This window comes from Aestuariimicrobium soli (genome assembly GCF_051192575.1).
In the GTDB taxonomy this organism is placed as follows: domain Bacteria; phylum Actinomycetota; class Actinomycetes; order Propionibacteriales; family Propionibacteriaceae; genus Aestuariimicrobium; species Aestuariimicrobium soli.
This window is the reverse complement of sequence record NZ_JBPJSQ010000007.1, coordinates 146801-172086: the sequence shown is the minus strand read 5'-3', so window position 1 is coordinate 172086 and position 25286 is coordinate 146801. Positions and strand designations below refer to the sequence as shown.

At 68.8% G+C, this 25286-nt stretch carries 26 protein-coding genes; 8 read left to right on the top strand and 18 right to left on the bottom strand.

The window, feature by feature from the left end; all coding sequences use genetic code 11:
* Positions 1-44 precede the first annotated feature (44 nt).
* Entirely contained in the window at positions 45-1421 is a 1377-nt protein-coding gene (melA, locus tag ACSDQ9_RS10260) for an alpha-galactosidase (protein ID WP_435146670.1), read from the bottom strand.
* Positions 1422-1513: 92 nt separating this feature from the next.
* Here melA and ACSDQ9_RS10255 point away from each other — a divergent pair, with 92 nt between their 5' ends.
* Positions 1514-2371: a helix-turn-helix domain-containing protein gene (locus tag ACSDQ9_RS10255; RefSeq protein WP_435146667.1), complete on the top strand. Its 858-nt coding sequence runs from the start codon at positions 1514-1516 to the stop codon at positions 2369-2371.
* On the opposite strand, the gene ACSDQ9_RS10250 is transcribed toward ACSDQ9_RS10255, so the two are convergent.
* The 3 genes from ACSDQ9_RS10250 to ACSDQ9_RS10240 are packed head-to-tail and all read right to left on the bottom strand — an operon-like array spanning position 2355 to position 4262.
* Positions 2355-3290, bottom strand: coding sequence for an alpha/beta hydrolase (locus ACSDQ9_RS10250; RefSeq protein ID WP_435146665.1), 936 nt, complete (start codon positions 3288-3290; stop codon positions 2355-2357). The genes ACSDQ9_RS10255 and ACSDQ9_RS10250 overlap by 17 nt on opposite strands.
* A 25-nt stretch (positions 3291-3315) precedes the next feature.
* Positions 3316-3687 carry a phosphotransferase gene (locus tag ACSDQ9_RS10245; RefSeq protein ID WP_435146663.1) on the bottom strand — a complete coding sequence of 124 codons (372 nt, stop codon included), beginning with the start codon at positions 3685-3687 and terminating at the stop codon, positions 3316-3318.
* Positions 3603-4262 (bottom strand): phosphotransferase, encoded by a 660-nt coding sequence (locus ACSDQ9_RS10240; protein WP_435146662.1) that lies wholly within the window; start codon positions 4260-4262, stop codon positions 3603-3605. Before ACSDQ9_RS10240 ends, ACSDQ9_RS10245 begins: the two co-directional genes overlap by 85 nt.
* A gap of 102 nt (positions 4263-4364) precedes the next feature.
* On the opposite strand from ACSDQ9_RS10240, the gene trpB reads away from it, so the two are divergent.
* Positions 4365-5561: a tryptophan synthase subunit beta gene (gene trpB, locus ACSDQ9_RS10235; protein WP_435146660.1), complete on the top strand. Its 1197-nt coding sequence runs from the start codon at positions 4365-4367 to the stop codon at positions 5559-5561.
* A 166-nt stretch (positions 5562-5727) separates the two neighbouring features.
* On the opposite strand, the gene tpx is transcribed toward trpB, so the two are convergent.
* The 3 genes from tpx to ACSDQ9_RS10220 all read right to left on the bottom strand — a co-directional run bounded on the left by tpx (position 5728) and on the right by ACSDQ9_RS10220 (position 10083).
* Entirely contained in the window at positions 5728-6228 is a 501-nt protein-coding gene (gene tpx, locus ACSDQ9_RS10230) for a thiol peroxidase (RefSeq protein ID WP_435146658.1), read from the bottom strand.
* 68 nt (positions 6229-6296) lie between these two features.
* Positions 6297-8825 carry a glycogen/starch/alpha-glucan phosphorylase gene (locus ACSDQ9_RS10225; protein WP_435146657.1) on the bottom strand — a complete coding sequence of 843 codons (2529 nt, stop codon included), beginning with the start codon at positions 8823-8825 and terminating at the stop codon, positions 6297-6299.
* A 109-nt stretch (positions 8826-8934) separates the two neighbouring features.
* Positions 8935-10083, bottom strand: coding sequence for a hypothetical protein (locus ACSDQ9_RS10220; RefSeq protein WP_435146655.1), 1149 nt, complete (start codon positions 10081-10083; stop codon positions 8935-8937).
* Positions 10084-10156: 73 nt separating this feature from the next.
* Here ACSDQ9_RS10220 and ppk2 point away from each other — a divergent pair, with 73 nt between their 5' ends.
* Positions 10157-11065 carry a polyphosphate kinase 2 gene (gene ppk2 / locus ACSDQ9_RS10215; protein ID WP_435146653.1) on the top strand — a complete coding sequence of 303 codons (909 nt, stop codon included), beginning with the start codon at positions 10157-10159 and terminating at the stop codon, positions 11063-11065.
* A 79-nt stretch (positions 11066-11144) separates the two neighbouring features.
* Here ppk2 and ACSDQ9_RS10210 read toward each other — a convergent pair whose 3' ends face one another.
* From ACSDQ9_RS10210 to ACSDQ9_RS10190, 5 genes are all read right to left on the bottom strand, one after another.
* Positions 11145-11873, bottom strand: a complete 729-nt coding sequence (locus ACSDQ9_RS10210) for a DUF4870 domain-containing protein (protein ID WP_435146651.1) — start codon at positions 11871-11873, stop codon at positions 11145-11147.
* A gap of 68 nt (positions 11874-11941) precedes the next feature.
* On the bottom strand, positions 11942-12292 hold the full coding sequence (locus ACSDQ9_RS10205) for a GatB/YqeY domain-containing protein (protein ID WP_435146649.1): 351 nt from the start codon (positions 12290-12292) through the stop codon (positions 11942-11944).
* A gap of 344 nt (positions 12293-12636) precedes the next feature.
* Positions 12637-12990 (bottom strand): ArsR/SmtB family transcription factor, encoded by a 354-nt coding sequence (locus tag ACSDQ9_RS10200; RefSeq protein WP_435146647.1) that lies wholly within the window; start codon positions 12988-12990, stop codon positions 12637-12639.
* A complete protein-coding gene (locus ACSDQ9_RS10195; protein ID WP_435146645.1) occupies positions 12971-14263 on the bottom strand; it encodes an MFS transporter in 1293 nt (430 codons plus the stop codon). Before ACSDQ9_RS10195 ends, ACSDQ9_RS10200 begins: the two co-directional genes overlap by 20 nt.
* A 241-nt stretch (positions 14264-14504) precedes the next feature.
* Positions 14505-14942 (bottom strand): hypothetical protein, encoded by a 438-nt coding sequence (locus tag ACSDQ9_RS10190; RefSeq protein ID WP_435146643.1) that lies wholly within the window; start codon positions 14940-14942, stop codon positions 14505-14507.
* Positions 14943-15130: 188 nt separating this feature from the next.
* On the opposite strand from ACSDQ9_RS10190, the gene ACSDQ9_RS10185 reads away from it, so the two are divergent.
* Together ACSDQ9_RS10185 and ACSDQ9_RS10180 are read left to right on the top strand one after the other, a co-directional pair.
* Positions 15131-15295 (top strand): hypothetical protein, encoded by a 165-nt coding sequence (locus tag ACSDQ9_RS10185; RefSeq protein WP_435146642.1) that lies wholly within the window; start codon positions 15131-15133, stop codon positions 15293-15295.
* Positions 15296-15354: 59 nt separating this feature from the next.
* Entirely contained in the window at positions 15355-15831 is a 477-nt protein-coding gene (locus tag ACSDQ9_RS10180) for a hypothetical protein (protein ID WP_435146640.1), read from the top strand.
* Between the two features lie 536 nt (positions 15832-16367).
* On the opposite strand, the gene ACSDQ9_RS10175 is transcribed toward ACSDQ9_RS10180, so the two are convergent.
* Positions 16368-16760: a VOC family protein gene (locus ACSDQ9_RS10175; protein ID WP_435146638.1), complete on the bottom strand. Its 393-nt coding sequence runs from the start codon at positions 16758-16760 to the stop codon at positions 16368-16370.
* Positions 16761-16914: 154 nt separating this feature from the next.
* The gene (gene ychF, locus ACSDQ9_RS10170) at positions 16915-17988 is read right to left on the bottom strand and encodes a redox-regulated ATPase YchF (protein ID WP_435146635.1); all 1074 of its coding nucleotides are present in this window, start codon (positions 17986-17988) and stop codon (positions 16915-16917) included.
* 176 nt (positions 17989-18164) lie between these two features.
* Here ychF and ACSDQ9_RS10165 point away from each other — a divergent pair, with 176 nt between their 5' ends.
* The gene (locus tag ACSDQ9_RS10165) at positions 18165-18464 is read left to right on the top strand and encodes a hypothetical protein (protein WP_435146633.1); all 300 of its coding nucleotides are present in this window, start codon (positions 18165-18167) and stop codon (positions 18462-18464) included.
* Between the two features lie 97 nt (positions 18465-18561).
* Here ACSDQ9_RS10165 and ACSDQ9_RS10160 read toward each other — a convergent pair whose 3' ends face one another.
* Positions 18562-19842 carry a M18 family aminopeptidase gene (locus ACSDQ9_RS10160; protein ID WP_435146632.1) on the bottom strand — a complete coding sequence of 427 codons (1281 nt, stop codon included), beginning with the start codon at positions 19840-19842 and terminating at the stop codon, positions 18562-18564.
* A 117-nt stretch (positions 19843-19959) separates the two neighbouring features.
* On the opposite strand from ACSDQ9_RS10160, the gene ACSDQ9_RS10155 reads away from it, so the two are divergent.
* A complete protein-coding gene (locus ACSDQ9_RS10155) occupies positions 19960-21573 on the top strand; it encodes a DNA recombination protein RmuC (RefSeq protein ID WP_435146630.1) in 1614 nt (537 codons plus the stop codon).
* Positions 21574-21615: 42 nt separating this feature from the next.
* On the top strand, positions 21616-22896 hold the full coding sequence (ilvA, locus tag ACSDQ9_RS10150) for a threonine ammonia-lyase IlvA (RefSeq protein ID WP_435146628.1): 1281 nt from the start codon (positions 21616-21618) through the stop codon (positions 22894-22896).
* Between the two features lie 32 nt (positions 22897-22928).
* On the opposite strand, the gene ACSDQ9_RS10145 is transcribed toward ilvA, so the two are convergent.
* From ACSDQ9_RS10145 to ACSDQ9_RS10135, 3 genes are all read right to left on the bottom strand, one after another.
* Positions 22929-23558 carry a hypothetical protein gene (locus ACSDQ9_RS10145; RefSeq protein WP_435146625.1) on the bottom strand — a complete coding sequence of 210 codons (630 nt, stop codon included), beginning with the start codon at positions 23556-23558 and terminating at the stop codon, positions 22929-22931.
* A complete protein-coding gene (locus tag ACSDQ9_RS10140; protein ID WP_435146623.1) occupies positions 23555-24049 on the bottom strand; it encodes a SigE family RNA polymerase sigma factor in 495 nt (164 codons plus the stop codon). The genes ACSDQ9_RS10145 and ACSDQ9_RS10140 overlap by 4 nt, the downstream gene beginning before the upstream one ends.
* 166 nt (positions 24050-24215) lie before the next feature.
* Entirely contained in the window at positions 24216-25217 is a 1002-nt protein-coding gene (locus ACSDQ9_RS10135; RefSeq protein ID WP_435146856.1) for a 4-hydroxy-3-methylbut-2-enyl diphosphate reductase, read from the bottom strand.
* Between the last annotated feature and the right edge of the window lie 69 nt (positions 25218-25286).

Here is a 25286-nt window from a genome sequence, read left to right as displayed (position 1 = left end):
GTCCCGCTGCCACCGAATGTCGGGGCGCCCGCAATCGGGGGGTCTCAGGCCCGCAGCGCCTCGGGCAGCAGGCTGCGGTGGGCGGCGAACAGTTCCTCGGTCATCGCGCGCGCGTCCTCAAGTGACACCAGGGCGGCCGTCAACGGATCGAGGGCCACGGCGTGGTGCACGTGCTCCCGCTCACCGGTCAACGCCGCCCGCACCGCGAGGGTCTGCACGTTCACGTTGGTGCGGTTGAGGGCCGCCAACTGTGGGGGCAGGTCGCCGATCACCGTGGGCTGCACGCCGCGCGCATCGACCAGACAGGGCACCTCGACGCAGGCGTCGTCCGGCAGGTTGGTGATCAGCGAACCCCCGTTGGGCACATTGCCGTGGATGACGCTGGGCGTGCCCGTGACGATCGAGTTCACGATGGTGGCGCCGTACTCGACCGACGGCGCCAGCTCGGCCTTGAGGCGGACGAGCTGTCCGTCGATGTCGCCCTGGTCGTCGTGGGCGGCGCAGATCTCGTAGTAGTCCCAGCGCTCGGGAATCCACGAGTCGACCGCCTCGGCGTTCTTGCGGAAGTAGGGCAGGTACTCCGAGGCGTGGTGGCTCGATTCGGTCTGGAAGTAGCCGAAGGCCTTCATGATCGAGGTGCGCACCTGCTCGTTGCCGCCCTCGTAGGTGCTGGCAGCCAGGGCCGCATCGGAGTGGTCACCGAAGTCATCGGCCAGTTCCGAGGCCGCCCGACCGCGGCGGTGCCGGTCGGCCATCACCTCGCGCAACCGCGGGTAAAGGTCGGTCGTCCCCTGCACGAACTCGAGCACCCAGGCCTGGTGGTTGATGCCGGCGCAGCGGTAGCTGACCTCGTCGTAGGGCACGCCGAGGGTGCGGGCGAGCATGCGGGTGGTGCCCTGCACCGAGTGGCACAGGCCCACGGTGCGCAAGCCGCGCGCATTGAGGTAGGCGGTCGCCATCGCCATCGGGTTGGCGTAGTTGATGAACTGCGCCTCGGGGCACACCTCGAGCGCGTCGTCGATGATCTGGTCGTAGGCGTTCACCGAGCGCAGGAAGCGGAAGACCCCGCCGGGGCCGACGGTGTCACCGACGGTCTGGTCGATGCCGTAGCGGCGCGGAATCTCGACGTCGTGGCGGTACGACTCCACCCCACCGACCTGGAAGGTGATGATCACCACGTCGGTACCGTCGAGGGCGGCGCGGCGGTCGGTGGTCTCGACGACGGTGGTGGGCAGCCCGTGGTGGGCGACGAGGGCGCGGGCAGCGTCGGCGACTGGGCGCAGCTTGTCGGCGTTGACGTCCATCAGCCGCAGTTCGCTGTCGCGCAGGGCCTCGAAGCTGAGGATGTCGCCGATGAGCCGGAAGGGGAAGACGTAGCCGCCAGCGCCGATGATGGTCAGGGTGGGACGAGAGGTGGTCATGGCACCACGCTAGAAGCACCGTCACTCGCATGTCTGCCGGGAAACACGGCAAAACATCCAGTATTCGACGGCCATCGCCGTAGGCTGGGGGCGTGCCCTCCCCCGCCGTCACCAGTCAGCCTGGTGGCCTGTGGACGAGGATCGGCCAGCCGCCACTGATGGAGGCGATGCACTCCCACCACGACCTCGAGCTCAACCTGGTCGTCGAGGGCGAATTGCGGTACCTGTTCGCCGGACGAGAGCTGGTGGTGCGTGCCGGCCAGATCGCCCTGTTCTGGGCGCTGCCCCCGCACGGACTCGTCGAGTCGCGACCCGGCAAGGCCTGTTGGCTGCACGTGCCCCTGCCCATCGCCCTCACCTGGGACCTCACCGAGGGCGAGGTGGCCCGGCTGCTGCAGCCCCGGCCCCTGTTGGTCGACTCGGCCGGCCTGCACGCCCACCTGCGCGGACGCATCGAGCAGTGGCACGACGACCTCGACGACCCCCGCCGGCGCGCCATCGCGCTGGTCGAGATGCAGGCCGCCGTGCGTCGGTTGCTGCTCGAAGCGGTGCCGGTGGTGCCCGCCGGGTCGGGCACGGCAACGTCCCGCGCGCAGGGGTCGAGCTCACTGGTGACCGACCTGGCGCAGTTCGTGATGCGGCACCATCGTCGACCCCTGAGCGTGGACGAGATCGCCGCCGCCGCCCATCTGTCGCCGTCCCACGCGGCCGCCACCTTTCGGCGGACGGTCGGGGTGACGTTGGGCGCCTACCTCACCATGTGCCGCGTGGCCGAGGCCCAGCGACTGCTGGTCACCACCGACCTGCCGGTGGCCGAGATCGCCCACGCCAGCGGTTTCGGGTCGCTGTCGAGTTTCCACGCCCAGTTGCGCCGCGCCACGGGGCTCTCGCCGCGCGAGTTCCGCCGCCGTTCGGCGGTGGCCGGCGCACCGGTCACAGGCTCTCGATGAACCTCAGCACGTCGGCGGTGACCGCGTCTGCCATCACGTCGTGCAGCATCTCGTGCCGCCCACCCGGATAGATGTTCACCTCGACCCGGGCCACGCCGGCGGCCTCGTAGGTGATGGCCGCCTTCTGCGCCGACACCCCCGAGGCGGTCACGGGATCGTCCGACCCCGACAGCAGCAGGATCGGCAGGTCGTTCGGGGTGGCGGCGGCGACGGCGCGGCCGTTGACCCGTTGGGTGGCGCGAACCAGGTCGCGGAAGAAGCTGGCCGAGCAGACGAACCCGCACCACTCGTCGGCCACGTAGGCGTCGACCTCGTCGGGCAGGCTCGAGAGCCAGTCGAAGTCGGTGCGGGTCGGCCTGAAGGCGTTGTTGAACGAGCCGAACGTCAGCCGGTCGAGTGTCTTCGAGCGGTGTGCGGCACCCCTGACCCGGACGATGCCCGTGGCCAGCGCCGATCCGGGGTGACCGAGCAGCCCGGGATCCCCCGGCGGGGACGAGACCACCAACCCGTCGACCAGCAACGGCGGCTGGGTCACCAGTTCGCGCGCGACCAGGCTGCCCATGGAGTGCCCCATCAGCACCAACGGCACATCGCGGTGGCGGAACCGCACGTGCCGCACGACCCCGCGCAGGTCGTCGACCAGCAGTTGCCAGCCGCCGCGGTCGGCGACGTGGCCGGCCCTGCTGGGGGCGGCTGCGGTCAGCTTGTGCCCGCGCTGGTCGACGGCGAACACGGCCACCCCGCGGGCCGCCAGGGCCCGGGCGAAGCGGTCGTAGCGGCCCCCGTGCTCGGCCATGCCGTGGGCGATGACCAGCGCCGCCCGGGCGTGGCCATCGGGGGTCTTGGAGGCGTCCGGCAGCCACGAGTGGCCACCCAGTCGGGTGCCGTTGACCTCGAGGTCGAACTGGGTTGCCTTCATCGGTTCCCTTTCGTCGGCCACCACTCTAGGTGGTGAGGGCGGGCGGCCAGGCCCCGGTCTCCCCAGCAGCCAGGATCTCCGGCAGTGCGGCGGCGTGCCCCGCGAACAGCCCGTCGTCGGGGTTGCGGGTGCTGAGCAGCGCCTTCCACAACGCCCACCCCCGGGCGCGCTCCCACAGCTCGGGGTCGCGACCCTGCTCCCCCAAGGCCTCGACGAACGCTTGCCGGTCGCCGCCCCGGAACAGCGTCCAGGCGATGGTGAGGTCGCAGGCGGGGTCGCCCACGCCGGTCTGCCCGACGTCGACGAAGGCGCTCAGCCGGCCGTCATGCACCAGCAGGTTGCCGACCGCGAGATCACCGTGGAACCACACCGGCTCCCCCTGCCAGACCGAGCCCATCGCCGTCCGCCAGATCTCGCGCGCCCGGTCACGGTCGAAGTCGAGTGGGTGGTCGGCCAGCATCGCCTGCATCTGGCTGCCCCAGACACCCGGGTGACAACCGCGGAACTGGGTGACGTCCCCCGCCCACCGCGCACCCCGGGTGGGGCCTCGCGGAGGGCGACCAGGGCGGAGGCCAGATCGCGGGCGAACCCGCCCAGGTCGAGGTCGTCCACCCGATCGGGGGCGGCTCCGGCCAGGTGGCGCCGCACCAGCCAGGGTCGTCCGAACAGGTCCGAAGGGGCGCCCTGGGCGACCGGCTCGGGCAGCGCCACGGGTAGGTGGCCCCGCAACTGACGCAGCACCTCGTCCTCGCCCAGCAGCCCCGCGACATAGCCATCGCCGCTGGGCAGGCGCACCATGAACTCGTCCCCGAGGCGGAAGCTGCGGTTGTCCCAGCCCTGGCGCTCGACAGCGGTCACCGGCAGGTGGGCCCACTGGGGGAACTGCTCGGCGACCAACGCCCGCACCAGCTCGGCGTTGATCGGGTCGGTGTTGGTCGGGTGGGGGTTGATCGGCTGGCGGGCGTCCTGCATGCGGACGACCCTAGCGCCAGGGGCTGGGGGGATGGATAGCCTGACCCACAACGGGCGACGGTGCCCCGCGAGACCCTCTCGACAGACCCCAGAGGACCCCAGATGAACGACTTCCAGGCCGACGAGTCCGGCTTCTTCGGCGAGTTCGGTGGCAGCTTCCTGCCCCCGCATCTCGTCACCCCGATCGCCGAGGTGAAGCAGGCCTACCAGGAGGCCAAGGCCGATCCCGAGTTCCAGGCCGAGTACGAGCGACTGCTGAAGAAGTACGTCGGACGCCCCAGCCCCCTGTTCCTCGCCGAGCGGCTCACCGCGCACGCGGGTGGCGCCAAGATCTACCTGAAGCGGGAGGATCTCAACCACACCGGCGCACACAAGATCAACCACTGCCTCGGCGAGGGGCTGCTGGCCAAGCGGATGGGCAAGAAGAAGCTGATCGCCGAGACCGGGGCCGGCCAGCACGGTGTCGCCCTCGCGACCGCCGCCGCCCTGTTGGGCCTGGAGTGCGAGATCCACATGGGCGCCATCGACGTCGCCAAGCAGCACCCCAACGTGGTGCGCATGCAGCTGCTGGGGGCGACGGTGGTCGAGGTCACCGAGGGCGGGCGCTCGCTGAAGGAGGCCGTCGACTCGGCCTTCACCACCTTCGCCTCCGACTATCACGAGGTCTTCTTCGGCATCGGTTCGGTGGTCGGCCCCGACCCCTACCCGACGATGGTGCGCGACTTCCAGTCCGTCGTCGGCCGCGAGGCCAAGGAGCAGATCCTGGACGAGGAGGGTCGTCTGCCCGATGCCCTCGTCGGAGCCGTCGGCGGTGGATCGAACGCGCTCGGCCTGTTCACCGAGTTCCTGGGCGACCCCGAGGTGGCCATCTACGGCGTCGAGCCGGCCGGCGAAGGCCTGTCGACCCCGCGGCACGCGGCCACGATGACCAAGGGCACCCCCGGCATGCTGCACGGCATGCAGACGCTGGTGCTGCAGGAGGCCGACGGGCAGCCCTCGCCGGTGCACTCGATCGCCTCGGGTCTGGACTACCCGGGAGTCGGGCCGCAGCACGCCCACCTGAAGGCGACCGGCCGGGTGACCTACGTGTCGGCGACGGACGAGGAGACCCTGGCCGCGTTCACGCTGCTCAGCCGACTCGAGGGCATCATTCCGGCGCTCGAGTCGAGCCATGCGGTGGCCCACGCGCTGAAGCTGGCCCCCGAGTTGGGCCCCGACAAGGTGATCATCGTGAACCTGTCGGGTCGCGGCGACAAGGATGTCGACTACGTCGCCGAGGTGCTCGCGGCCCGCTCCTGAGGCCGGGCGGGGTGCCGGGAACGAGCCTCGTCCGACCCCTTGTCCGACCTCCCACGGCCACAGACTCGCAAGAAACGGTGCGACCCCCAGGAAGATTCCTGGGGGTCGCACCGTTGGGTGGGGGTTTGCGGTGAACGTCGACGCCCACCCGGCCTGAGTGGCGGCGTCAGTTCTTGAGCACCTCGAGGGCCGCGTCGTAGTCGGGCTCCTGGGTGATCTCGGGCACCAGCTCGGTGAGCACCACCTCGCCGTGCTCGTTCACCACCACCACGGAGCGGGCCAGTCGTCCGGCGAGCGGGCCGTCGACGATGGTGAGGCCGTAGCTGTCGCCGAAGCCCTGCCCGACGCCGGAGCCCACGACCACGTTCGACAGCCCCTCGGCCGCACAGAAGTTGCTCAGCGTCTCGGGCTGGTCGTTCGACAGGCACAGCACGGTGGTGTTCTCCAGCCTCGAGGCCAGCTCATTGAACCGGCGCACGCTCATCGCGCACACCGACGTCTCGATGTTGGGGAAGATGTTGAGCACGACCTTGCGGCCGGCGTACTGGTCGAGGCTCACCTCGGCACCGTCTGCGCCGGTCACGGTGAACGCCGGAGCCTCCTGGCCGACGAGCGGCAGGTCTCCGGAGGTGTTGACGTCATTGCCCTTGAGCTTGGTGGTTGCCATGCCAGCCACCCTACTGAGGCCGCCGCGCCGATCGCAGTCGTGTTCGCGCTCGGCGCGGCCGTGGGCACTCAGATCTCGGGAGTGACTCCCCAGATGCGCTGCAGGTAGTCACGAATCGAGCGGTCGGACGAGAAGTAGCCGCTGCGGGCCACGTTGAGGATCGCCGACTTGGTCCACGCCTCGGTGTCGGCGTACTTCTGCTCGACCACCGACTGCACCTCGATGTAGGAGCGGAAGTCGGCCAGGGCCATGAAGCGGTCCTCGTAGAGCAGGTTCGACACGAACGACTCGAAGCCGCGCGGGTCACCGTCCGAGAAGGTGCCCGAGGCGATCAGGTCGATCGCGGCCTTCAGCTGCGGGTCACCCTCGTACACCTCGGACGGGCGGTAACCCTGCCGCTGACGCTCCGCCACGGCGGGCTCGTCCATGCCGAACAGGAAGAAGTTGTCGTCGCCGACGAGCTCGCGGATCTCGACGTTGGCGCCGTCGTCGGTGCCCACGGTGAGGGCGCCGTTGAGGGCGAACTTCATGTTGCCGGTGCCGGAGGCCTCCTGCCCCGCGAGCGAGATCTGCTCCGACAGGTCGGCGGCGGGAATCAGCGTCTCGGCCAGGGTGACGTTGTAGTTCGGCGGGTAGGCGACGTACAACGCCCCCCGCACCCGGGAGTCGTTGTTGACGGTCTCGGCCACCTTGTTGATCAGCCGGATCGTCTCCTTGGCGAACCGGTAGCCGGGGGCAGCCTTCGCGCCGAACACCACGGTGCGCGGGGTCAACGTGGCCGGGTCGACGTGCCCGTGAATGATCTGCTCGTAGGTCGACACGATGTGCAGCAGCTTCATCGACTGCCGCTTGTACTCGTGCAGACGCTTGACCATCACGTCGAGCAGCGGTCCGGGCACCGGCTCACCGTCGGACGAGGTGGCGTGCGGCAGGTGCAGGCCGTCGCGGCGTTCCAGCAGGGCGACGAGTCGCTCCTTGTTGGCGCGCTTCACGTCGGCGAACCGGGCGCGGAACTCCTCGTCCTCGGCGAAGGGCTCCAACTCACGCAACCGCTCGAGGTCGTTCAGCCAGCCACGCCCGATGGCGCTGGTGATCAGCGACGACAGGCCGGGGTTGGCGATCTTGATGAAGCGCCGCGGGGTGACGCCGTTGGTGACGTTGGTGAACTTGTCGGGCCACAACTCGTTGAACTCGGGCAGCACCTTGTCGCGCAGCAGTTGCGAGTGCAGTTCGGCGACACCGTTGATCTTCACGCCGGCCACGCAGGCGAGGTTGGCCATGCGCACCGACTGGTTCGGGTGCTCGGCGACGATCGACATGCGCCGCACGCGCCACTCATCGTTGCCGAACTTCTCGCGCACCTCGGCGAGGAACTCGTCGTTGATGCGGTAGATGATCTCGAGGTGGCGAGGCAGCAGTCGTCCGAGTAGTTCGGTCGACCAGATCTCGAGGGCCTCCGGCAGCAGGGTGTGACAGGTGTAGGCGAAACACTGCTTGGTGATCTGCCACGCCTGGTTCCACTCGAGCCCGCGCTCGTCGACGAGAATGCGCATCAGCTCGGGCACCGCGATCACGGGGTGGGTGTCGTTGAGCTGGAAGATGATCCGCTCGGGCAGCCGCGTGAGGTCGAAATCGGGGCCGAGCTCGTTGTCGAGGAAGTCGTAGAGCGAGCACGTGACGAAGAAGTACTGCTGCTGCAGGCGCAGTTCCTTGCCCTGCGGGGTGGAGTCCTCGGGGTAGAGCACCTTGGTGATGTTCTCGGCGAAGGTCTGGGCCCGCACCGCCTGCGCGTAGTCACCGGCGTTGAAGATCTGCAGGTCGAAGGCGTTGGTGGCGGTGGCGCTCCACAGGCGCAGGGTGTTCACCCGGCCGTTGCGGTACCCCGGAACCATGTAGTTGTAGGGCACACCCTTGACGTTCCAGTCGGGAAGCCAGCGGGTCTTCTCGACGCCGTCCTCGGTGTAGCGCTCGGTTCGTCCGCCGAAGTTCACGATCACGGACGACTCGGGGTCGGGGAACTCCCACGGGTTGCCGAGCTCGAGCCACGTGTCGGGCTGCTCGACCTGCGCCCCGTCGACGAAGGTCTGGCGGAAGATGCCGTACTCGTAGCGGATGCCGTAACCGATGGCCGGCACGTTCTTGGTGGCCAGCGAGTCGATGAAGCAGGCCGCGAGCCGCCCCAGCCCGCCGTTGCCCAGGCCCGGCTCGACCTCCAGGTCCTTGAGCTGGTTGAGGTCGAGCCCCAACGAGTCCATGGCGTCGCGGGCGATGTCGTTGAGATCGGCGGCCAGCAGCGCGGTGCCGAGCTGTCGTCCGAGCAGGTACTCCGCCGACAGGTAGCCGACCATCTTGGTGCCCGAATCCTGCTGCTTCTTGTTGGTCTCGAGCCAGCGAGCCATCAGGTAGTAGCGCACCGTGCGCGCGAGGGCGAGGTACTGGTCATTCGGTGTCGAGCGCGACAGGGACGTGCCCTGCTCGGTGTTGAGCTCGTACAGGAACGTGCGGACGAAGCCGTCGACCGAGTGCGCGGGAGCTGCCACCGGGGCCAGGCCCAGGGGGTGCGTGACGGGCTTGCTGGGGACGAGAGTCTGAGCCATGGGCGAGAGCCTAATGGCTGATCAGCCACTCACCACAACCGCCCATGTTGCAGCCGATCCGGACGAGCGGGCCTGCGCCGTCAGCAATGGGACGCGCCCGCTTGGCCGATCAGCGGCTGAAGAACTCGACGAACCCCCTGGCGAAGAGTTGGAAGACCAGCCACGCCAGCACGAACACGAGCACTCCCCACGAGAAGCCTCGCCGCAGCCGCTGACCCTGGGGTGCGATGGCCCTGGCAGGGGTGCCCGGGCTGCCCAGATGCTGCGGCCTGCCCAGGAACGTCTCCGGCGCGGGCTGTTCCGGGCTCCCGGGGACGAAGTTCGCCGGTGTCGACGGGGGCACGAGCCGGCCGTCGCGATAGCGGGTGGCGAGGTCGGCGACCCGGCTGACCAGCCCGGTCGCGACCTGTTCGAGCATCTGCCAGGTCTGCGGATCGGTGAGGTCCTGACGATCCTTGGTGTAGAGGAACAACCAGTCGTCGACGATCTCGATGTCGTACTGGGCCGGGGTGTTCATCAGGTCGGCCAGGGCGTCGGGCGGGAACAGGTACAGGGCATCCTGGCCGTATCCCTCGGGTGCCAGCAGCCGGTAGCGATCCGAGACCGGCGCCCCGATCGGCACCTGCTGCACCGAGGCGTAGGTGACCGGCAGGTTCGTGAACCCGAAGGTGTCATTGCTGCGCGAGTCGAGCACCAGGTGGGGCATGGGTGCCGGCAGGCGGAAGGCTGCGAAGTTCCACCGGTGGGTGTTCCGGTTCTTGCCCGATCCGGTGGTGTAGCGGTAGCCGCCGGCGTCGGCGAAGAGTCCCTCGCGCGCGTAGAGATGGTTGACGACGCGGCGCGGACTGCCGATGCCGAACAACAGACCGGGATAGCTGGGCGCATCCGAGGCCCGGCGGAAGGCCAGCCCATTGCGGTCCGCGAGCAGCGCCAGTTTCAGCCACTGGTCGCGCCCACCCCCGAGCTTGCTCAGCCGGCTGATCGCCACCACCAGCCCGATCAACAGGAACGGCGCGAGAGGCAGGAAGCGCGCCCAACTGTTGCGCCCGTCGGTCATCCCCGGCGAGAGCGCCAGCGTGAACACGTTGATCGACACGACCACGATCACGATCACCGCGCCGACCACCAACCACGCTCCCTCGAAGGATCGCGGGCCGAACTCGCCACTCTTGAGCCGGGCCTTCAGGGCTCGGCGCTGATCGTCCGACATGGGTTGTTCGAGGCTCGTCGTGTCGAACTGGCGCACCGGGGGAATCACCCTTCGACGGTAGCGAGTGACGGGTGCACCGAGCGTACGTGACCGGTTCACCGAATTGTCACCCGGGTTTGACATGCTCGACTCCATGACGCAACGCATGAACTTGCGCGAGTACATCGACAGCCTCAAGGACGAGGGGTACCGCATCGAGGGCGCCGAGGGTGAAGACCCGCAGCTGATCTCGCCCGACGGCAGCGCGGTCGAGACCTGGCGCTTCGACTATCCGTACGACGAGTTGATGGGACGACCCGAGTACGAGCGCGAGAAGTACGCCCTGCAGATCGAACTGCTGAAGTTCCAGTACTGGAGTCAGGACATCGGTGCCAAGCACGTCATCGTCTTCGAGGGACGAGACGCGGCCGGCAAGGGTGGCACCATCAAGCGGTTCACCGAGCACCTCAACCCGCGGGCGGCCCGGGTGGTGGCGCTGAACACCCCGACCGAGCGCGAGCGGGGGCAGTGGTACTTCCAGCGCTACGTGCAGCACCTGCCGACCGCGGGCGAGATCGTGATGTTCGACCGCTCTTGGTACAACCGCGCCGGCGTCGAGCGCGTGATGGGCTTCTGCAGCGACGAGGAGTACGAGATCTTCATGGGGCAGGCGCCGTTGTTCGAGCGCATGCTGGTCGACTCGGGCATCTCGCTCACGAAGTTCTGGTTCTCGGTCACCCAGGACGAGCAGCGCACCCGCTTCGCCATGCGCCAGCTCGACCCGGTGCGGCAGTGGAAGCTCTCCCCCATGGATCTGGAATCCTTGGACCGGTGGGACGCCTACTCCGACGCCAAGGAGGCCATGCTGCTGCGCACCGACAAGAAGCTCGCGCCGTGGACGACGGTGAAGTCGAACGACAAGAAGCGGGCCCGCATCAACGCGATGCGCTCATTCCTCCACCAGTTCGACTACGAGGGTCGCGACGACTCGGTGGTGTACGCGCCGGACGACCGCATCGTCCGCCGGGCGAAGCACACCCAGGGAGACTGAGCCCGGTCGGGCGGGCCCGGGGGCAACTGCCGGCGACTGAGGGACGTCCCTACCCCGCGCGGAGGGAGGGACGACCACCTCACTTCAACAGCTGGATCTTGCCGATGATCGGCAGGGTCTTGGCCTTGCCCGAGCCGGCGTTCACGGCACCGATGACGGCCAGAACGATGGGCGCGAGGCTGCACAACCAGCCGATGAGGCCGCCGACCAGGGGCACGTTGAGCTGGTCGAGGACGAACTGGATGATGCCGCTGCCGATGCCCAGCACGACGGCCGTCAGCACGTTGACGATGCTCTGGTTGGCGTGGAAGCGCGAGAAGCGGTTGTTGGGCTGCATCAGCAGGGGCAGCAGGAACAGGATGCCGAGGTAACCGACGGCCGACAGGGTCTTGCCCTCGTTCACGTCCTGCGGAGAGAACGCCGGCGTGTAGTCCTGGTTGGCGACCAGCGGGGTGGGTTGCGGGGCGATCGGCCCGGCCAGACCCGGCTGCGGCTGCCCGAACTGCTGGTTCGGGTACTGCTGATTCCCGTACTGCTGATTCGGGTACTGCTGGTTTCCGGGCGGGGGCTGCTGCCCGTAGGCAGGCTGCTGCCCGTACTGCTCTTGTGCGTACCGGGGCTGTCCGTACTGGGGCTGCCCGTACGGGTCGTTGGCCGACTGCTGCTGACCCGGCTGCTGCTGCCCGTACTGGGGCTGCTGCCCATACTGCTGCTGGCCGTACTGCTGCTGGCCGTACTGCTGATTCCCGTACTGGTCACCGGGCTGCGACTGCCCCTGCCATGACTCGTGCGGATCGTTCTGCGACATCACATCTCCTGGACCTTGACCGGGTGGGCAGCTCAAGCCTCCCATCCCGCAAGGGCCAGCACCAGAGGTCAGCCCTCGTCCGCCAGCACGGCCTGCAACGTCGCCACCTCGTGCTTGAGCTTCTCGGAGGCGTCGCTTCGTCCGTGGGTTTCGTAGTCGGTGATCGCGGAGAGTCGCTCATTGATCTCGAACTCGACGACCTCGCGCTGCTCGTCATCGGTGAGCAGCAGGCGCTCGGCCTCGGCGGCCCCGAGCCCCACGGCGGCCTCGATCGCGCCGGCGGCGGGCACGATCGTGATCGGCACCGCCTCAGCATTGGCGATCGCGGCCAGAGCGCTGCGCAGGGCTCCGACGGCGGTCGAGTCCTGGGCCTTCATCGCCTCGGTGAGTGCTACCTGCAGATCATCACGAACAGTCATGCCTGTCAGGGATTCACAGGTGGGGGGTCGAGTGCGCGCTCGAGTTGAGGGCACCGTCACCATGATCCGCGCGGCAGCGCCTGTACTGACCTGACGCCCCACCGCCTCCACCCATCGCTGAGGCGGTCACAAATCCCAGAGATCTGGTCTTGGCCGGCGCTCGTCGACCGAGTGAACTGGGGTCGCCCGTTGCTGGGCTGGACCCGTGGCGCTGGGATCTCCGAGCCCCACGGGTGTATCAGGCCGGCCCGGGCGCGCTCCTCACCATGTGCCACATCTTCACCATGAGTCCAAGGGGGACCCTGGTCTGACCCCGTGGCCGCGATGGCCCGACGTCGCTTTGTTCAGCCGGGGCGCTCCACCCCATGCCGCTGGCTGCGGTGGTGGGGCGCCTCGGCGTAGACCGCGTGTTCCGCGAACTGCAGGGCGTTGGTCACCAGAGCGGCCAGGTGCTCGTCCGGCTGGCGGTAGTGACTGCTCGTTCCCTGCCTGCGGACGACCACGAGTCCCGCGGTGCGCAGTTTGGCCAGGTGCTGCGAGACGGCCGGCACGGGCCGGTCCAACGCCTCGGCCAGCGCGGTCACAGTGAGTTCCTGATCGGCCAACAGGGCGAGGATCCCGAGCCGGGTGCGGTCGGCAAGCAACCGCAGCACGCTGGTGGCGTGCTCGAGTTCGGGGTCAGCCGGCAACTCGCTCATGAAGGTGAACGGCCTCCTCGTCGGGGCTCTCAGGGGACGAGGGCCACACTACGGCCGCGGCCGCCGCGGCAACACCCGCCACGGCCGCCAAGGTCCACGCCGCCACGTCAAGACCCATCTGGCCGAGCACCCCGGCGAGCGGATAGGTCACCAGCCAACACGCGTGCGACAACGAAAACTGCGCGGCGTAGGCCTGGTCGAGCTGCTCGCTCGGCACCGACCGTTTGATGATGCGACCCATCGGGGTCTCCGCGAACGACCAGCCCAGACCGATCGCCAACCAGAGCACGCCGATGGCCACCGCCGCCACACCGGTGCGGGCACCCTGCCCCCACAGGACGAACCCGGCCACCGCGGTGAGCAGCGCCAGGGCGGCACCCGCGGTGAGCATCAGCCGCCGCTCGCCCACTCGTCCGATCACGCGCCCCAACAGCACGGCGGCGGCGATCGCGCCGGCCCCGTTCACGGCCAGGAAGACGGGCACCCACGACTCCGACAGACCCAGATCGGCCCGGACGATGACCACGGTCTGCACCAGCACGAAGGCCACGGCGGCGGCCACGGTGAGGTTGAGCAGCAGCACGGGCCGCAGCGCCGGGGTGCGGAAGAACAGCAGCATTCCCTGCCGGGCTCGACGCCCCCAGGGCTCCTCAGGCTCTTCCTCGGAGGGGTGGTGCTGTTCGCCGGGCTGCGTGCGACCGCGCACGGCAGGCAAGGCCACGGAGAGCACCAGCACCGCCGACGCGGCGAACCCCAGGGCCGTGCCGAAGAACAGTCCTGACACGGGCACGACGAGCAGCAGCAGGGCGGCGATCAGGGGTGAGCCGATGGTCTCGAGGTCCTCGACCAGCCTCGAGAGCGAGAGGGCACCGGTGTAGTCGTCCTCGTCAGGGAGCACCCGGGGCAGGGTGGCCTGGTAGGTGGGGATGAACGCGGCCGAGGCGGCCTGCAGCACGAACACGAGCACGAAGATCTGCCACGTGTGGGCGACGAACGGCAGCGTGCAGGCGACCGCGACCCGCACCAGGTCGGAGGCGACCATCACGGTGCGTCGGGGCACGGAGCGCAGGGCGGCGGCCGCCAGCGGGGCCACCACGACGTAGGCCACCATCTTGACCGCGAACAGCGCGCCCAGCACCAGACTGGCACGACTGCCGGAGAGGTCGTAGGCCAGCAGTCCGAGGGCAACGGTGGCCAGCCCGGAGCCCAACAGCGAGACCACTTGCGCCACGAACAGGGTGCGGTAGGTGCGGTGGCGGAGTGCGCGAATCACACCTCATTGTTTGCGCAACTGCGCAAACATGCAAGTTGAGCGTGGCGGGCTGTGGTTCAGCCCTCCAGAAGACGACCTCGCGGCCCGCAGGATCATCCCGCCCGTCGGCGCCTGACCTTCGCCCTCGCGACCCCGACCGGCTCCTCAGGTCGCAAACCACAAGGTTGTGCCCAGAACTCCACGGTCTCCGCTGGAGTTCTGGGCACAAGTTGGAGTTCTGTGGCCAGCCGGTGTTCTGTGGTCAGTTCGTGGGCTCCGGCAGGATCGGCTCTCCGTCGGGGCTCAGGAGCAGCCGCTCGTGGGCGATCGTCGCCCCGAGCACCCGGCCTTCGGCGTCACGGAACACCACGTCCACGTCTCCCAGGCCGGTCCACTGGTCGGCGGTGGACTCGTCCGTGAAGAACCCGCCCAGTTCCTCGATGGCCCGGACGACCTCGCGGTCGTACCCGAACCGGAGCCTGACGGCCGTCGGGCGGGGTCGGCCGTAGCCGAAGGTGTCGGTGACGCCGACCGTTCTGGTGGAGGTCAGGCGGGCGAGCCGGGACGTCAGCCGGTGACCCTCGTCGTCGGCCCGATTGAAGACGAACTCGACCTGACCGATGCGCGGACGAAGGGCCTGCAGCCAGGCGATCTGCTGCTCGAAGGTGGCCCCCTGGTCACTTCTGAGTGTTCCGCTCATCGCTCCCCTGCTCCCGTGTCCGGTTCATGGCATAGATTCTCAGCCTGCCAGTTGGCTGGCGCGGCGGGCTCGTCCATTCTGGGACGCGTGGGCACCTCGACGGTGCGCTCGGCGTCGTCCACGGCGATCTCGGCGTCGACGGTGTCGCCCAGCTCCAGCCCCAGGAAGCATCGCCCACACTTGAAGGCGTGAGCCACTGCGACACCTGCGACACCGTGGGAGTGCCCAGCCCCGGCACCCTGCCGTGGGACATCGACGCGACCACGACCCTCCTCGTGGAGCGCATCAACGCGGGGCGGATGCGCGTGCTGAGGGGCGACGTACCACCCCGTGAGAAGTGGGCGCGGGCCTGACCCCACGAGGCGAAACGATGGAGCCTTCCCACTGGCCCGACCCCGGATCGAGGACGAGCATGACTGACCGACCCACCGACACCCCGCCGCCCGCTCCGCTGGACCCCAGCGCTGAGACCATCGCCGAGATCGAGCGTCTGCACGAGGTGTCCCGTACGTCGGGCGTGCTCGATGACCAGGTGGCCCTGTGGCGGGCGGTCGCCGCGCTCGACCGGTGGGTGTTCATCAACCGTGGCGGCGCGGACTCCCCTCGTCCGTACTCGCTGGGTGCCGAACCCGGCCCGATGCTGGCTGTCTACACCAGTGGTCGTCGCGCGCAGGAAGCGGCCTGGGCCAGCGGACTCGTCCCCCAGAGTGAGCGGGTGGAGCTCCTGGCTGTTCCCCTGCCGGCCGCCCTCGACTGGGCGTTGGCGTTCGGACAGTCGGGTGTGGTCGGGGTCGCCCTCGACTACCCCTTGCTCAGCTCGTGGTGTCCGCTCCCGAACCTCGCCAGGTTCCGGGACGAGCGCTCGTCGGGGTCACAGGGCGCCAACTGACGGGCCGGCTTGGCGCCTCGCCGGAGGGTGCGGCGCTCGACCGCCTCAGCGCGCGTTGAGACTGCCCACTCCTTCGGGCACACCGATCCGAAATGGTCTCCCCGTGCGTGAAGTTGCCACCTGGTGGCACAAATGCGCACGGTGACACCGTTATGGATCGGCGAGGTCACCCGGGTCACGGGGGCGGGGCACCGCACGGAACCCCGGCTCACACGTTGAAGCGGAACTCCACCGCGTTCCGGTACATACCAACCTGCCGCTGTGCAGTAAGGGTGCAACTCCGGGTTACAGATCCACAGAGGGTCACCAGGGATCTCACTCAAGGCTGACACAGAGGGCTTACGCCGACTTCGACACGGTGCTGACTATTGACAGCGAGCGAAGCTGTGCGCGTCGGCTCCGATCCGTGAGTGCGGGTGCGCCAAAGGTTTAGTTCGAGAAACGGAACTCCACCCCATTCCGACACCGAGCAATCTCTTCCGCCACTGTCGTTGTGCGGGCCAGCACTGATGAGCCGCGCCTTCGCTCACCGGCGCTCAGACAACGGTGTGAGCGGACTCGTCGCCCTCCGTTCGAGCGCACACCATGAGCAGGTTCCCGTCAGGATCCCGGAACTGGACGAAGGCCACGCTCCCAATGTCGACGACGTCCGAGGCGAGTTCGGCCCCGAGATCGCGCACATGCGCCACGACTGCGCCGAGGTCATCGGCCCACCAGAAGAAGCGTGGCGGACCGTCCGGCGTGAACCGCGCGTTCGCGTCCAGAGCAAGGCCGGGGCCCGGTTCCATCGGGACGTCGACGATCGTGTCGTCATGCGAAGGCAGGGACACCTCCGCACCGAGCAGCCTGCCGTACCAGTCGGCAGAGCGGTGGATGTCCCGCACCGGGATGAAGACTTGGCCGATCTCGCGGCGTATAGGAGTTGTCACCGCTCAATCGTATGGCAACGCGTCTCGCGGATCGGCTCGCAGGGCCGTCATCCAGCTGTCCACCGACACGAGCGGACCCGGGAGGACATGGACAAGGGCAGCAACGCGGTGACCAAACGCAGAGGAATCGCATGACACCACGCGCAACCGGAGGTTAAACCGCAAAACGAAATTCGACCACGTCGCCGTCGGCCATCACGTAGTCCTTGCCCTCGAGGCGCATCTTGCCCGCGGCCTTGGCTGCCTGCTCCGACCCCGCCGCCATCAGGTCGTCGAAGCTGACCACCTGTGCCTTGATGAAGCCCTTCTCGAAGTCGGTGTGGATCACGCCGGCCGCCTGCGGGGCCGTCCAACCCTTGCGGATCGTCCATGCCCGGGCCTCCTTCGGGCCTGCCGTCAGGTAGCTCTGCAACCCCAGGGTCTCGTAACCCACCCGCGCCAGCGTGTCGAGGCCAGGCTCGTCCACCCCGAGGTCGGCCAGGAACTCGCGCACCTCGTCCGGCTCCATGTCGATCATCTCCGACTCGATCTTGGCGTCGAGGAAGATCGCCTCGGCCGGGGCCACGATGTCGCGCATGCGCTGCTTGAGGTCCTCGTCCGCCAACTCGTCGGAGTCGCAGTTGAAGACGTAGATGAACGGCTTGGCGGTGAGCAGGAAGAGGTCGCGCAGTGGTTCGAGGTCGAGCCCGGCCGCGTACACGCCGGTCCCCCCGTTGAGCGTCTCGCGCGCCTGCTGCCACGCCTGGAACTTGGGCTGCACCTCCTTCTTGATGCGCGCCTCCTTCTCCAGCCGGGGCAGCGCCTTCTCGATCGTCTGCAGATCCGCGAGGATCAGCTCGGTGGTGATCGTCTCGATGTCGTTGCCCGGGTTGACGGCGCCGTCGACGTGGGTGACGTCGGGGTCACGGAAGACGCGGGTGACCTGGCAGATCGCGTCGGCCTCGCGAATGTTGGCGAGGAAGGCGTTGCCCATGCCCTCACCCTGCGACGCCCCCTTCACGATGCCGGCGATGTCGACGAAGCTCACCGTGGCCGGCAGGATCTCGGCCGAGCCGAACATCTGGGCCAACTGGGGCAACCGGTCGTCCGGCACGCCAACCACCCCCACGTTGGGCTCGATCGTCGCGAACGGGTAGTTCGCCGCGAGCACGTTGTTGCGGGTGAGTGCGTTGAAGAGCGTCGACTTGCCCGCGTTGGGGAGTCCGACGATGCCGATGGTGAGTGCCACGAGCGGTCATCCTACCCTCGGACGACCCGACCCTCCTCCCCTCCCCCGGCTCACCTCGAGGGGTGGCCTTGTACCACCGGTATCCAAATCCGGGGGAACCAATCCCCGACAGTGACCCGTCGCACTGCCATACTCGTGACGTCCGTCCCGGGCATTGAGCAATCCAGGAGTTACCCATGTCCCAGAACTACACCCCTCAGCAGCAGGGCTACGGCGCCACCGCCGAGCACCCCAAGACTCAGAGCGTCTTCATCCTTGGCATCGTCGGCATCTTCGTCGGCATCTGCGCGTTCATCGCGTGGTACCAGGGCGGTCAGGCCAAGAAGGAGATCGCCGCTGGCGCTCCTTACGCCTTCGACGGCAACCTGAAGACCGGCTACATGCTGGGCAAGATCTTCTCGATCCTGTACATCGTCTTCATCGTGATCTACATCGTGGTGCTGATCGCCGCTGTGATCGCCAGCCAGTCGGCCTGACGTTTCGCTGACGGGTTCATCCCGTCGCACCAGAAACGGCCGTCGTCCCTCGGGACGGCGGCCGTTCTGCATGCTCAGGGAGTTCTCGTCCGGGCGATCAGGCGCCGCCCCAGTAGGCCTCCAGCGCGCGCGACAGGCACCAGGGGTCGTCCACCCCGCACAGCTCACGCGCGGAGTGCATCGACAGCAGCGGAATGCCCACGTCGACGACCGTGATGCCCAACCGGGTCGCGGTCAGCGGCCCGATGGTCGACCCGCACGGCACCGCATTGTTCGACACGAACGCCTGCGTGGGCACGTCGGCCTCCTCGCACGCGCGCTTCCACAGCGCCGCCCCGACGGCATCGGTGGCGTAGCGCTGGTTGGCGTTGATCTTCAGCAGGGGGCCGCGGTTCACGCCGGGACGATTGTCGGGGTCGTGCATGTGCGCGTAGTTGGGGTGCACCGCGTGCCCAGCATCGGACGAGATGCACGTCGACCGCGCCAGCATCGCCCGGAAACCATCGCCCGTGATGCCGTGGCCGGCGGCCACCCGGGTGAGCACGTCCTCCAGGATCGGGCCGCACGCCCCCGACCGCGTCGCCGAGCCCACCTCCTCGTGGTCGAACGCCGCCAGCACCGCGATGTCGTCGCCCAAAGCGACATCGAGCAGGGCCTGCAGGCTGGCGTGCACCGACGACAGGTTGTCCATCCGCGGTGCCGCGAAGAACTCCTGCTGGGCGCCCAGCAGCCCCGGCCGCTCCGTGCCGTAGGTGAGCAGGTCGCAGAAAGCCAGCTCGTCGAGGTCGATGCCGGCCTCGTCACACAACAGCGCCTCGAGATCGGCCCCCGACCCCTGCGGACCCGAGTCGAGCCCCCAGATCGGGTGCAGGTGCTGCTGCTTGTCGAGGTGCAGGTTGTCGTTGACGGTGCGGTCGAGGTGGGGCGCGAGCTGCGGAATGCGCAGCCACGGGCCGGTGCGCACCAGCTGGCTTCGTCCGTCGAAGGTGGTCACCCGACCGGCCAGCCCGAGGTCGCGGTCGAGCCACGAATTGAGCAGCGGCCCGCCGTACACCTCGACCCCGGCCTGCCGCCAACCGTAGGTGGACGAGGTCGGGTTCGGCTTGAGCTTGAAGCCCGGCGAGTCGGTGTGCGACCCGACGATGCGGAACCCGGTCAGTTGGTCGACGGTGTCGGGCACGAGCCACGCGATCACGGCCCCGTCGCGCACGATGAACTGACCGCCGTGGGCCCGTTCCCATGGTTGCCGCTCGTCCAGACGAGTGAAACCGTTCTGCTCCAACTGCCGCGCGACTTCTTCGGCGGCGTGGTAGCTCGACGGGGAGGCCTCGATGAAGGCCTGCAGACCGGTCAGGTGCTCGCGGGCGGTGTTGTGCATGAGCGTCAGTCAACCACGACCCTGTGACAGGTCGCGGCGGGGACGTCCGGGGCGCCCAATTCGTCCCGGGCGGAGTGGGCGGACGAAATTGTCACAGGCGGTTGGCAGAGTGGAGCCATGAGCACTTCAGACGTCCTGCTGCTGGTGACCGGCCTCCTGTTGGGGCTGGCCGTCGGTGCCTTCGCCGCCTGGCAGATCGTGCGTTCCCGCATCGCCCAACAGGCCGCGGACGACCGCGCCGACCTCGCCCAGCGCGGTGCCGAGCTCGACCGCGCTCGCGGTGAGGCCGAGCGCGCCCGCGCCGAGGCGGCCGTCGCTCGGCAGGAGGCGTCCGAGGCCCGCGCCCGGGCGGCAGAGAGCGGCACCCGCGACGCCGACCTGCGGGCTCAACTGGCCGACGCTCAGGCCGACCGCTCCGAGGCGATCGCCGAGAAGGAACGGGTCGGTGCCGAACTCGCCGCGGCCTTCGCCCAGCGCGACAGCGCCATCGACCAGCTGGCCTCACTCAAGGCCACCAGCGAGCAGATGCAGCAGGCCTTCGAACTTCTCTCCGCCAAGGCCCTCGAGGCCCAGGGTGCCAAGGCCGACGCTGTCGCCCAGGAACGGCTGAAGGCCACCCAGGAGGTGCTCACCCCGGTGACCGGCCTGCTCAAGGACCTGCAGGAGCGGATCACCCAGGTCGAGAAGGAGCGCAGCGCCCTGCAGGCCGAGATGAAGGAACAGGTGCGTCAGGTGACGCGAACCGGCGAAGACCTGCGCCGCGAGACCACGGCCCTGTCGACGGCCCTGCGTCGTCCGCAGGTCAGGGGCGCCTGGGGCGAGACCCAGCTCAAGCGGGTGGCCGAGTCGGCCGGCATGCTCGAACACTGCGACTTCGACCTGCAGACCACCACGGTGAACACCGATGACAACACCATTCGCCCCGACATGCGGGTCAACTTCGGCGAGGGCAAGTTCGTCTGGGTCGACTCGAAGGTGCCGTTGTCGGCGTTCCTCGATGCGCAGGCCGCGACCGACGAGTCCCAGCGGCAGACCCACCTGAAGACGTTCGCGAAGCATGTGAGGACCCACATCGACCAGCTGTCGAACAAGCGCTACTGGGCCTCCGATGCCGGCACGCCCGAGTTCGTGATCCTGTTCATCCCCTCAGACGTGCTGTTCGCCGAGGCGCTGACGCAGATGACCGACCTGCACGACTACGCCAGCAACCGCAGCATCGTGCTGACCAGCCCGTCGTCGCTGATCGCGACCCTGCGCACCGTGGCCTACTCGTGGAAGCAGGCGAAGCTGGCCGAGAGCGCCGCCGAGGTCTTCTCGCTGGGGCGCGAACTGCACACCCGGCTGTCGCGCATGGGCTCCAACTTCGACAAGCTCGGGCGCCAGCTCACCTCGTCGGTCAAGGCCTACAACGAGACCGTCGGCACCCTCGAGGGTCGGGTCTTCCCGCAGGCCCGCAAGCTGGCCGAGCTGGGTGTGACCACCGACGACCTGGCAGGCGTCAGCGAGGTCGAGGTGAGCCCGCGCCAGCTGACGGCGCCCGAACTGGTCGACAGTTCCAGCGAGGTCAAGCAGCTGGCCGGGCGCGAGCGCCGCGGGCACGCCCCCGCCGACGGTCAGGACGACCTGTTCGAGCCCGACGAGCTGTTCCAGCGCGGGACGCCGTCGCCCGACGACCTCGTCGAGTCCACCCACCCACGCATGGTGGAGTTGCGCCGCCGCGAGCTCAGCTGAACCGGCGTATCGGGGGTGGGCCCGGTGCGCCATGATGGATCGGTGCACGTTGACGACCTGAGTTTCTCCTCCTTGGCGCTGAGCATCGATGCGGCCCGCGAGCGGCTGCGCGGGGTCACGATCGTCACCCCGCTGCAGCGCAACGAGCGGCTGTCGGTCGAGTCCGGGGCGCAGGTGCACCTCAAGCGCGAAGACCTGCAACCCGTGCGCAGCTACAAGCTCCGCGGGGCCTACAACCTCGTCAGTCAGCTGACCCCCGAGGAACGGGCCCGAGGGGTGGTCGGCGCGTCGGCGGGCAATCACGGCCAAGGGGTGGCCTGGAGTTGTGCCGAGCTGGGCATCGACGCCCACATCTTCGTGCCGAGCACCACCCCGCGCCAGAAGCGCGACCGCATGCGCCAACTGGGGCGTGGCCGCGTCACCCTGATGATCGGGGGCGAGACCTACGACGAGGCCCAGGCCGCCTCACGCCAGTACGCGCTCGACCACGGCGCGATCCCCGTGCCTGCCTTCAACGATCCGCGGACGATCATCGGCCAGGGCACGGTGGCGCCCGAGATCGTCGAGCAGCTCGGGGAGGCCCCCGACGTGCTGCTGGTGCCCGTCGGCGGTGGCGGCATGATCTCCGGCTGTCTCGCCTGGTTCCGCACCCACCACCCGAACACCCGCATCGTCGGGCTGGAACCGGCCGGTGCCGCCTGCATGTCGGCCGCCCTCGCCGCCGGCCACCCGGTCACCCTCGATCACATCGAGACCTTCGCCGACGGGGCCGCCGTCTCGCGCGCCGGCGATCTCACCTTCGACCTGGTGAGCCGGGGAACCCCCGAACTGATCACCGTGCCCGAGGGGCAGATCTGCTCCGAGATGCTCGACCTCTACCAGTCCGACGGCATCATCGCCGAGCCCGCGGGGGCGCTGGCCTCGTCCGCCATCAAGACGCACCCCAAGGACGCCGACTTCACCGTCGAGCCGGGGGCGACCGTGGTGGCGATCCTCTCCGGAGGCAACAACGACGTCTCCCGGTATGCCGAGATCGTGGAACGCTCGCTGATCCACGAGGGACGCAAGCACTACTTCCTGGTGCAGTTCCCCCAGGAACCGGGAGCGCTGCGGCGCTTCCTCGACGAGGTGCTCGGCCCCGAAGACGACATCGCCCACTTCGAGTACGTGAAGCGGTCGAACCGAGAGGTGGGGCCGGCCCTGGTCGGTATCGAACTGGGCGACCCGTTCAGCTACCACGACCTGATCGCCCGGCTCGACCGCGGGCCGGTGGAGTACGAGATCGTCTCCCCCGACTCGGCGCTGCACCGCTACTTGATCTGAGTCGGGCAGCCAGCGCCTCACCACGGCGCGGGTCAGCAGCCCTGCTTCACGAACACGATCCAGACGCCGTCGCGCTGAGCCATCAACGCGCAGCCCTCGGGGCGACTCGTGTCGCGGTACAACCGCGTGCCGACCGGCAGGTTGGTGCTCGACCCGTCGGGCCATGGCCCGCCGAACACCCGCTGGGCCGCGTCCTGGATCTCGACGATGTTGCAGGGCACGATGCCGACGAGGGCACCGACGGTTCCGGTGGCCCCGTGGTCGTGGACCAGGGAGACCCCGCCGTCCCAGGACACGCCGTCGACATAGGAGGGCATGCCCAGCTGCCAGGTGTCGTCCGGCTGCGGGCACGACGCGGATGTCGGAGTCGACGCGGTGGAGGCCGACGGGCTACCCGGGCCACCGGGCAGAGCGGGCACGGAGGTCGTGGTCGGCAGCAGTTGCATCGTGACCACGGCGACCGCGGCCACGCCGACGGCGCCCAGTCCGCCGCCGATCAGGCGGTGCGAACGCTGGCTGCGTCGGCCCGCTCGCAGGGCGGCCTCGACGTCGACGGGGGGCAGGTCGTCCGGCACGAGGCGGGTCAGCCGGTTCCCGGTGTCGCTCGTGCCGGTGTCGCTCGTCCCGGTGTCGCTAGGGGGGCGGGGGTCGGCGCTGGTCATGGTGTGATTCCCTCCACGAGGTCGGCGACGCGTGGGTCGCGTCGCAGGGTGGCCAGCGCGCGGGCGCACTGGGTGGTGACGGCCTGCTCGGAACAGCCCGCCACGAGGGCGGTGTCGCGCACCGACAGGTCGTCGACGTACCGCAGCGCAACCACGGCCCGCTGCTGTGGAGAGAGGTCGGCGAGAGCCCGGACGAGTACCAGTCGGTCGTCGGTCGAGCGGTCCCGCGGGTCACCGTGGGCGGTTTCGGGCACCTGATCGGTGACCCACTCCCGCCGCGGACGACGCGAGCCCCACTGATTGACCAGCAACCGCTTGAGATACGCGGCCGGCTGGTCGGCGCGCAGCACCAGTCTGCGCTTGACGAAGCCACGGCACAGGGCGTCCTGCACCAGATCGGCGGCGGACTCGGCATCGCCGGTGAGCACCCAGGCCAGCCGCATCAGCGACCGGCTCTGGGCGTCTGCCAGCTCGGCGAAATCCTCGTCCACGTCGTCCTCCCTCACCCAGAATGACCGGCCGAGCCCCCGGTTTCGTCAACACACCCGCAGGAAACGGTGCGACCCACAGGAAAGTTCCTGTGGGTCGAACACTTGGGTGAGGGTTTGCGTGAGGCGGCCGGCTCCCGACCGGCTGGGGGTGCCCCAGAGCCCGAGCTCAGTGGCGGATCGCGTGCTTGGGCAGGTCCTTGCGCAGTTCGGGAGGCAGGGCGAACGTCAGCGACTCCTCGGTCAACCGCTCCTCGGTGGCCTTCGGGAATCCGGCGCGCTCGAGATGGGCCAGCACGCCCTCGACCAACTCGTCGGGCACCGAGGCACCCGAGGTGACGCCGACCGAGGTCACGCCCTCGAGCCACGCGTCGTCGATCTCGGACTCGTTGTCGACCCGGTGGGCCGCCTTCGCACCGGCCTCGAGGGCCACCTCGACGAGTCGTACCGAGTTGGACGAGTTGCGCGATCCCACCACGATCACCAGATCGGAGTGGCCGGCAATCTGCTTGATGGCGGCCTGCCGGTTCGACGTGGCGTAGCAGATGTCGTCCGAGGGCGGGTCCATCAGCAGGGGGAACTTCTCGCGCAGCTTGTGCACGGTGGCCAGGGTCTCGTCCACCGACAAGGTGGTCTGCGACAGCCACGCCACCTTCGAGGGGTCCTTGACCTCGACGTCGGCGACGTCGTCCGGCGACTGAACCAGGGTGATGTGCTCGGGGGCCTCACCGGTGGTGCCCTCGACCTCCTCATGGCCGGCGTGCCCGATGAGCAGGATCTCGACGTCCTGCTTGGCGAAACGCTTGGCCTCGTGGTGCACCTTGGTGACCAGCGGGCAGGTGGCGTCGATGGTCTTGAGCTGCCGCTCACCGGCCTCCGCGTGCACGGCCGGCGACACCCCGTGGGCCGAGAACACCACGGTGGAGCCCTCGGGCACCTCCGAGAGTTCCTCGACGAAGATGGCGCCCCGCTCCGACAGGTTCTCGACCACGTGCTTGTTGTGCACGATCTGCTTGCGCACGTAGACGGGAGCGCCATAGGTCTCCAGCGCCTTCTCGACGGTGATCACGGCCCGGTCGACCCCGGCGCAGTAGCCGCGGGGGGCGGCAACCACGACTCGCTTGGGTCGGTCGTGACGCTCGGCACCGGACGACTGGTCGGGGGTGGTCATGCTCTGGTCGGTCATGGTGCGAGTCTACGTGGCGGCATTGTCGGAGCTCACCTCTAGGCTGACCACGTG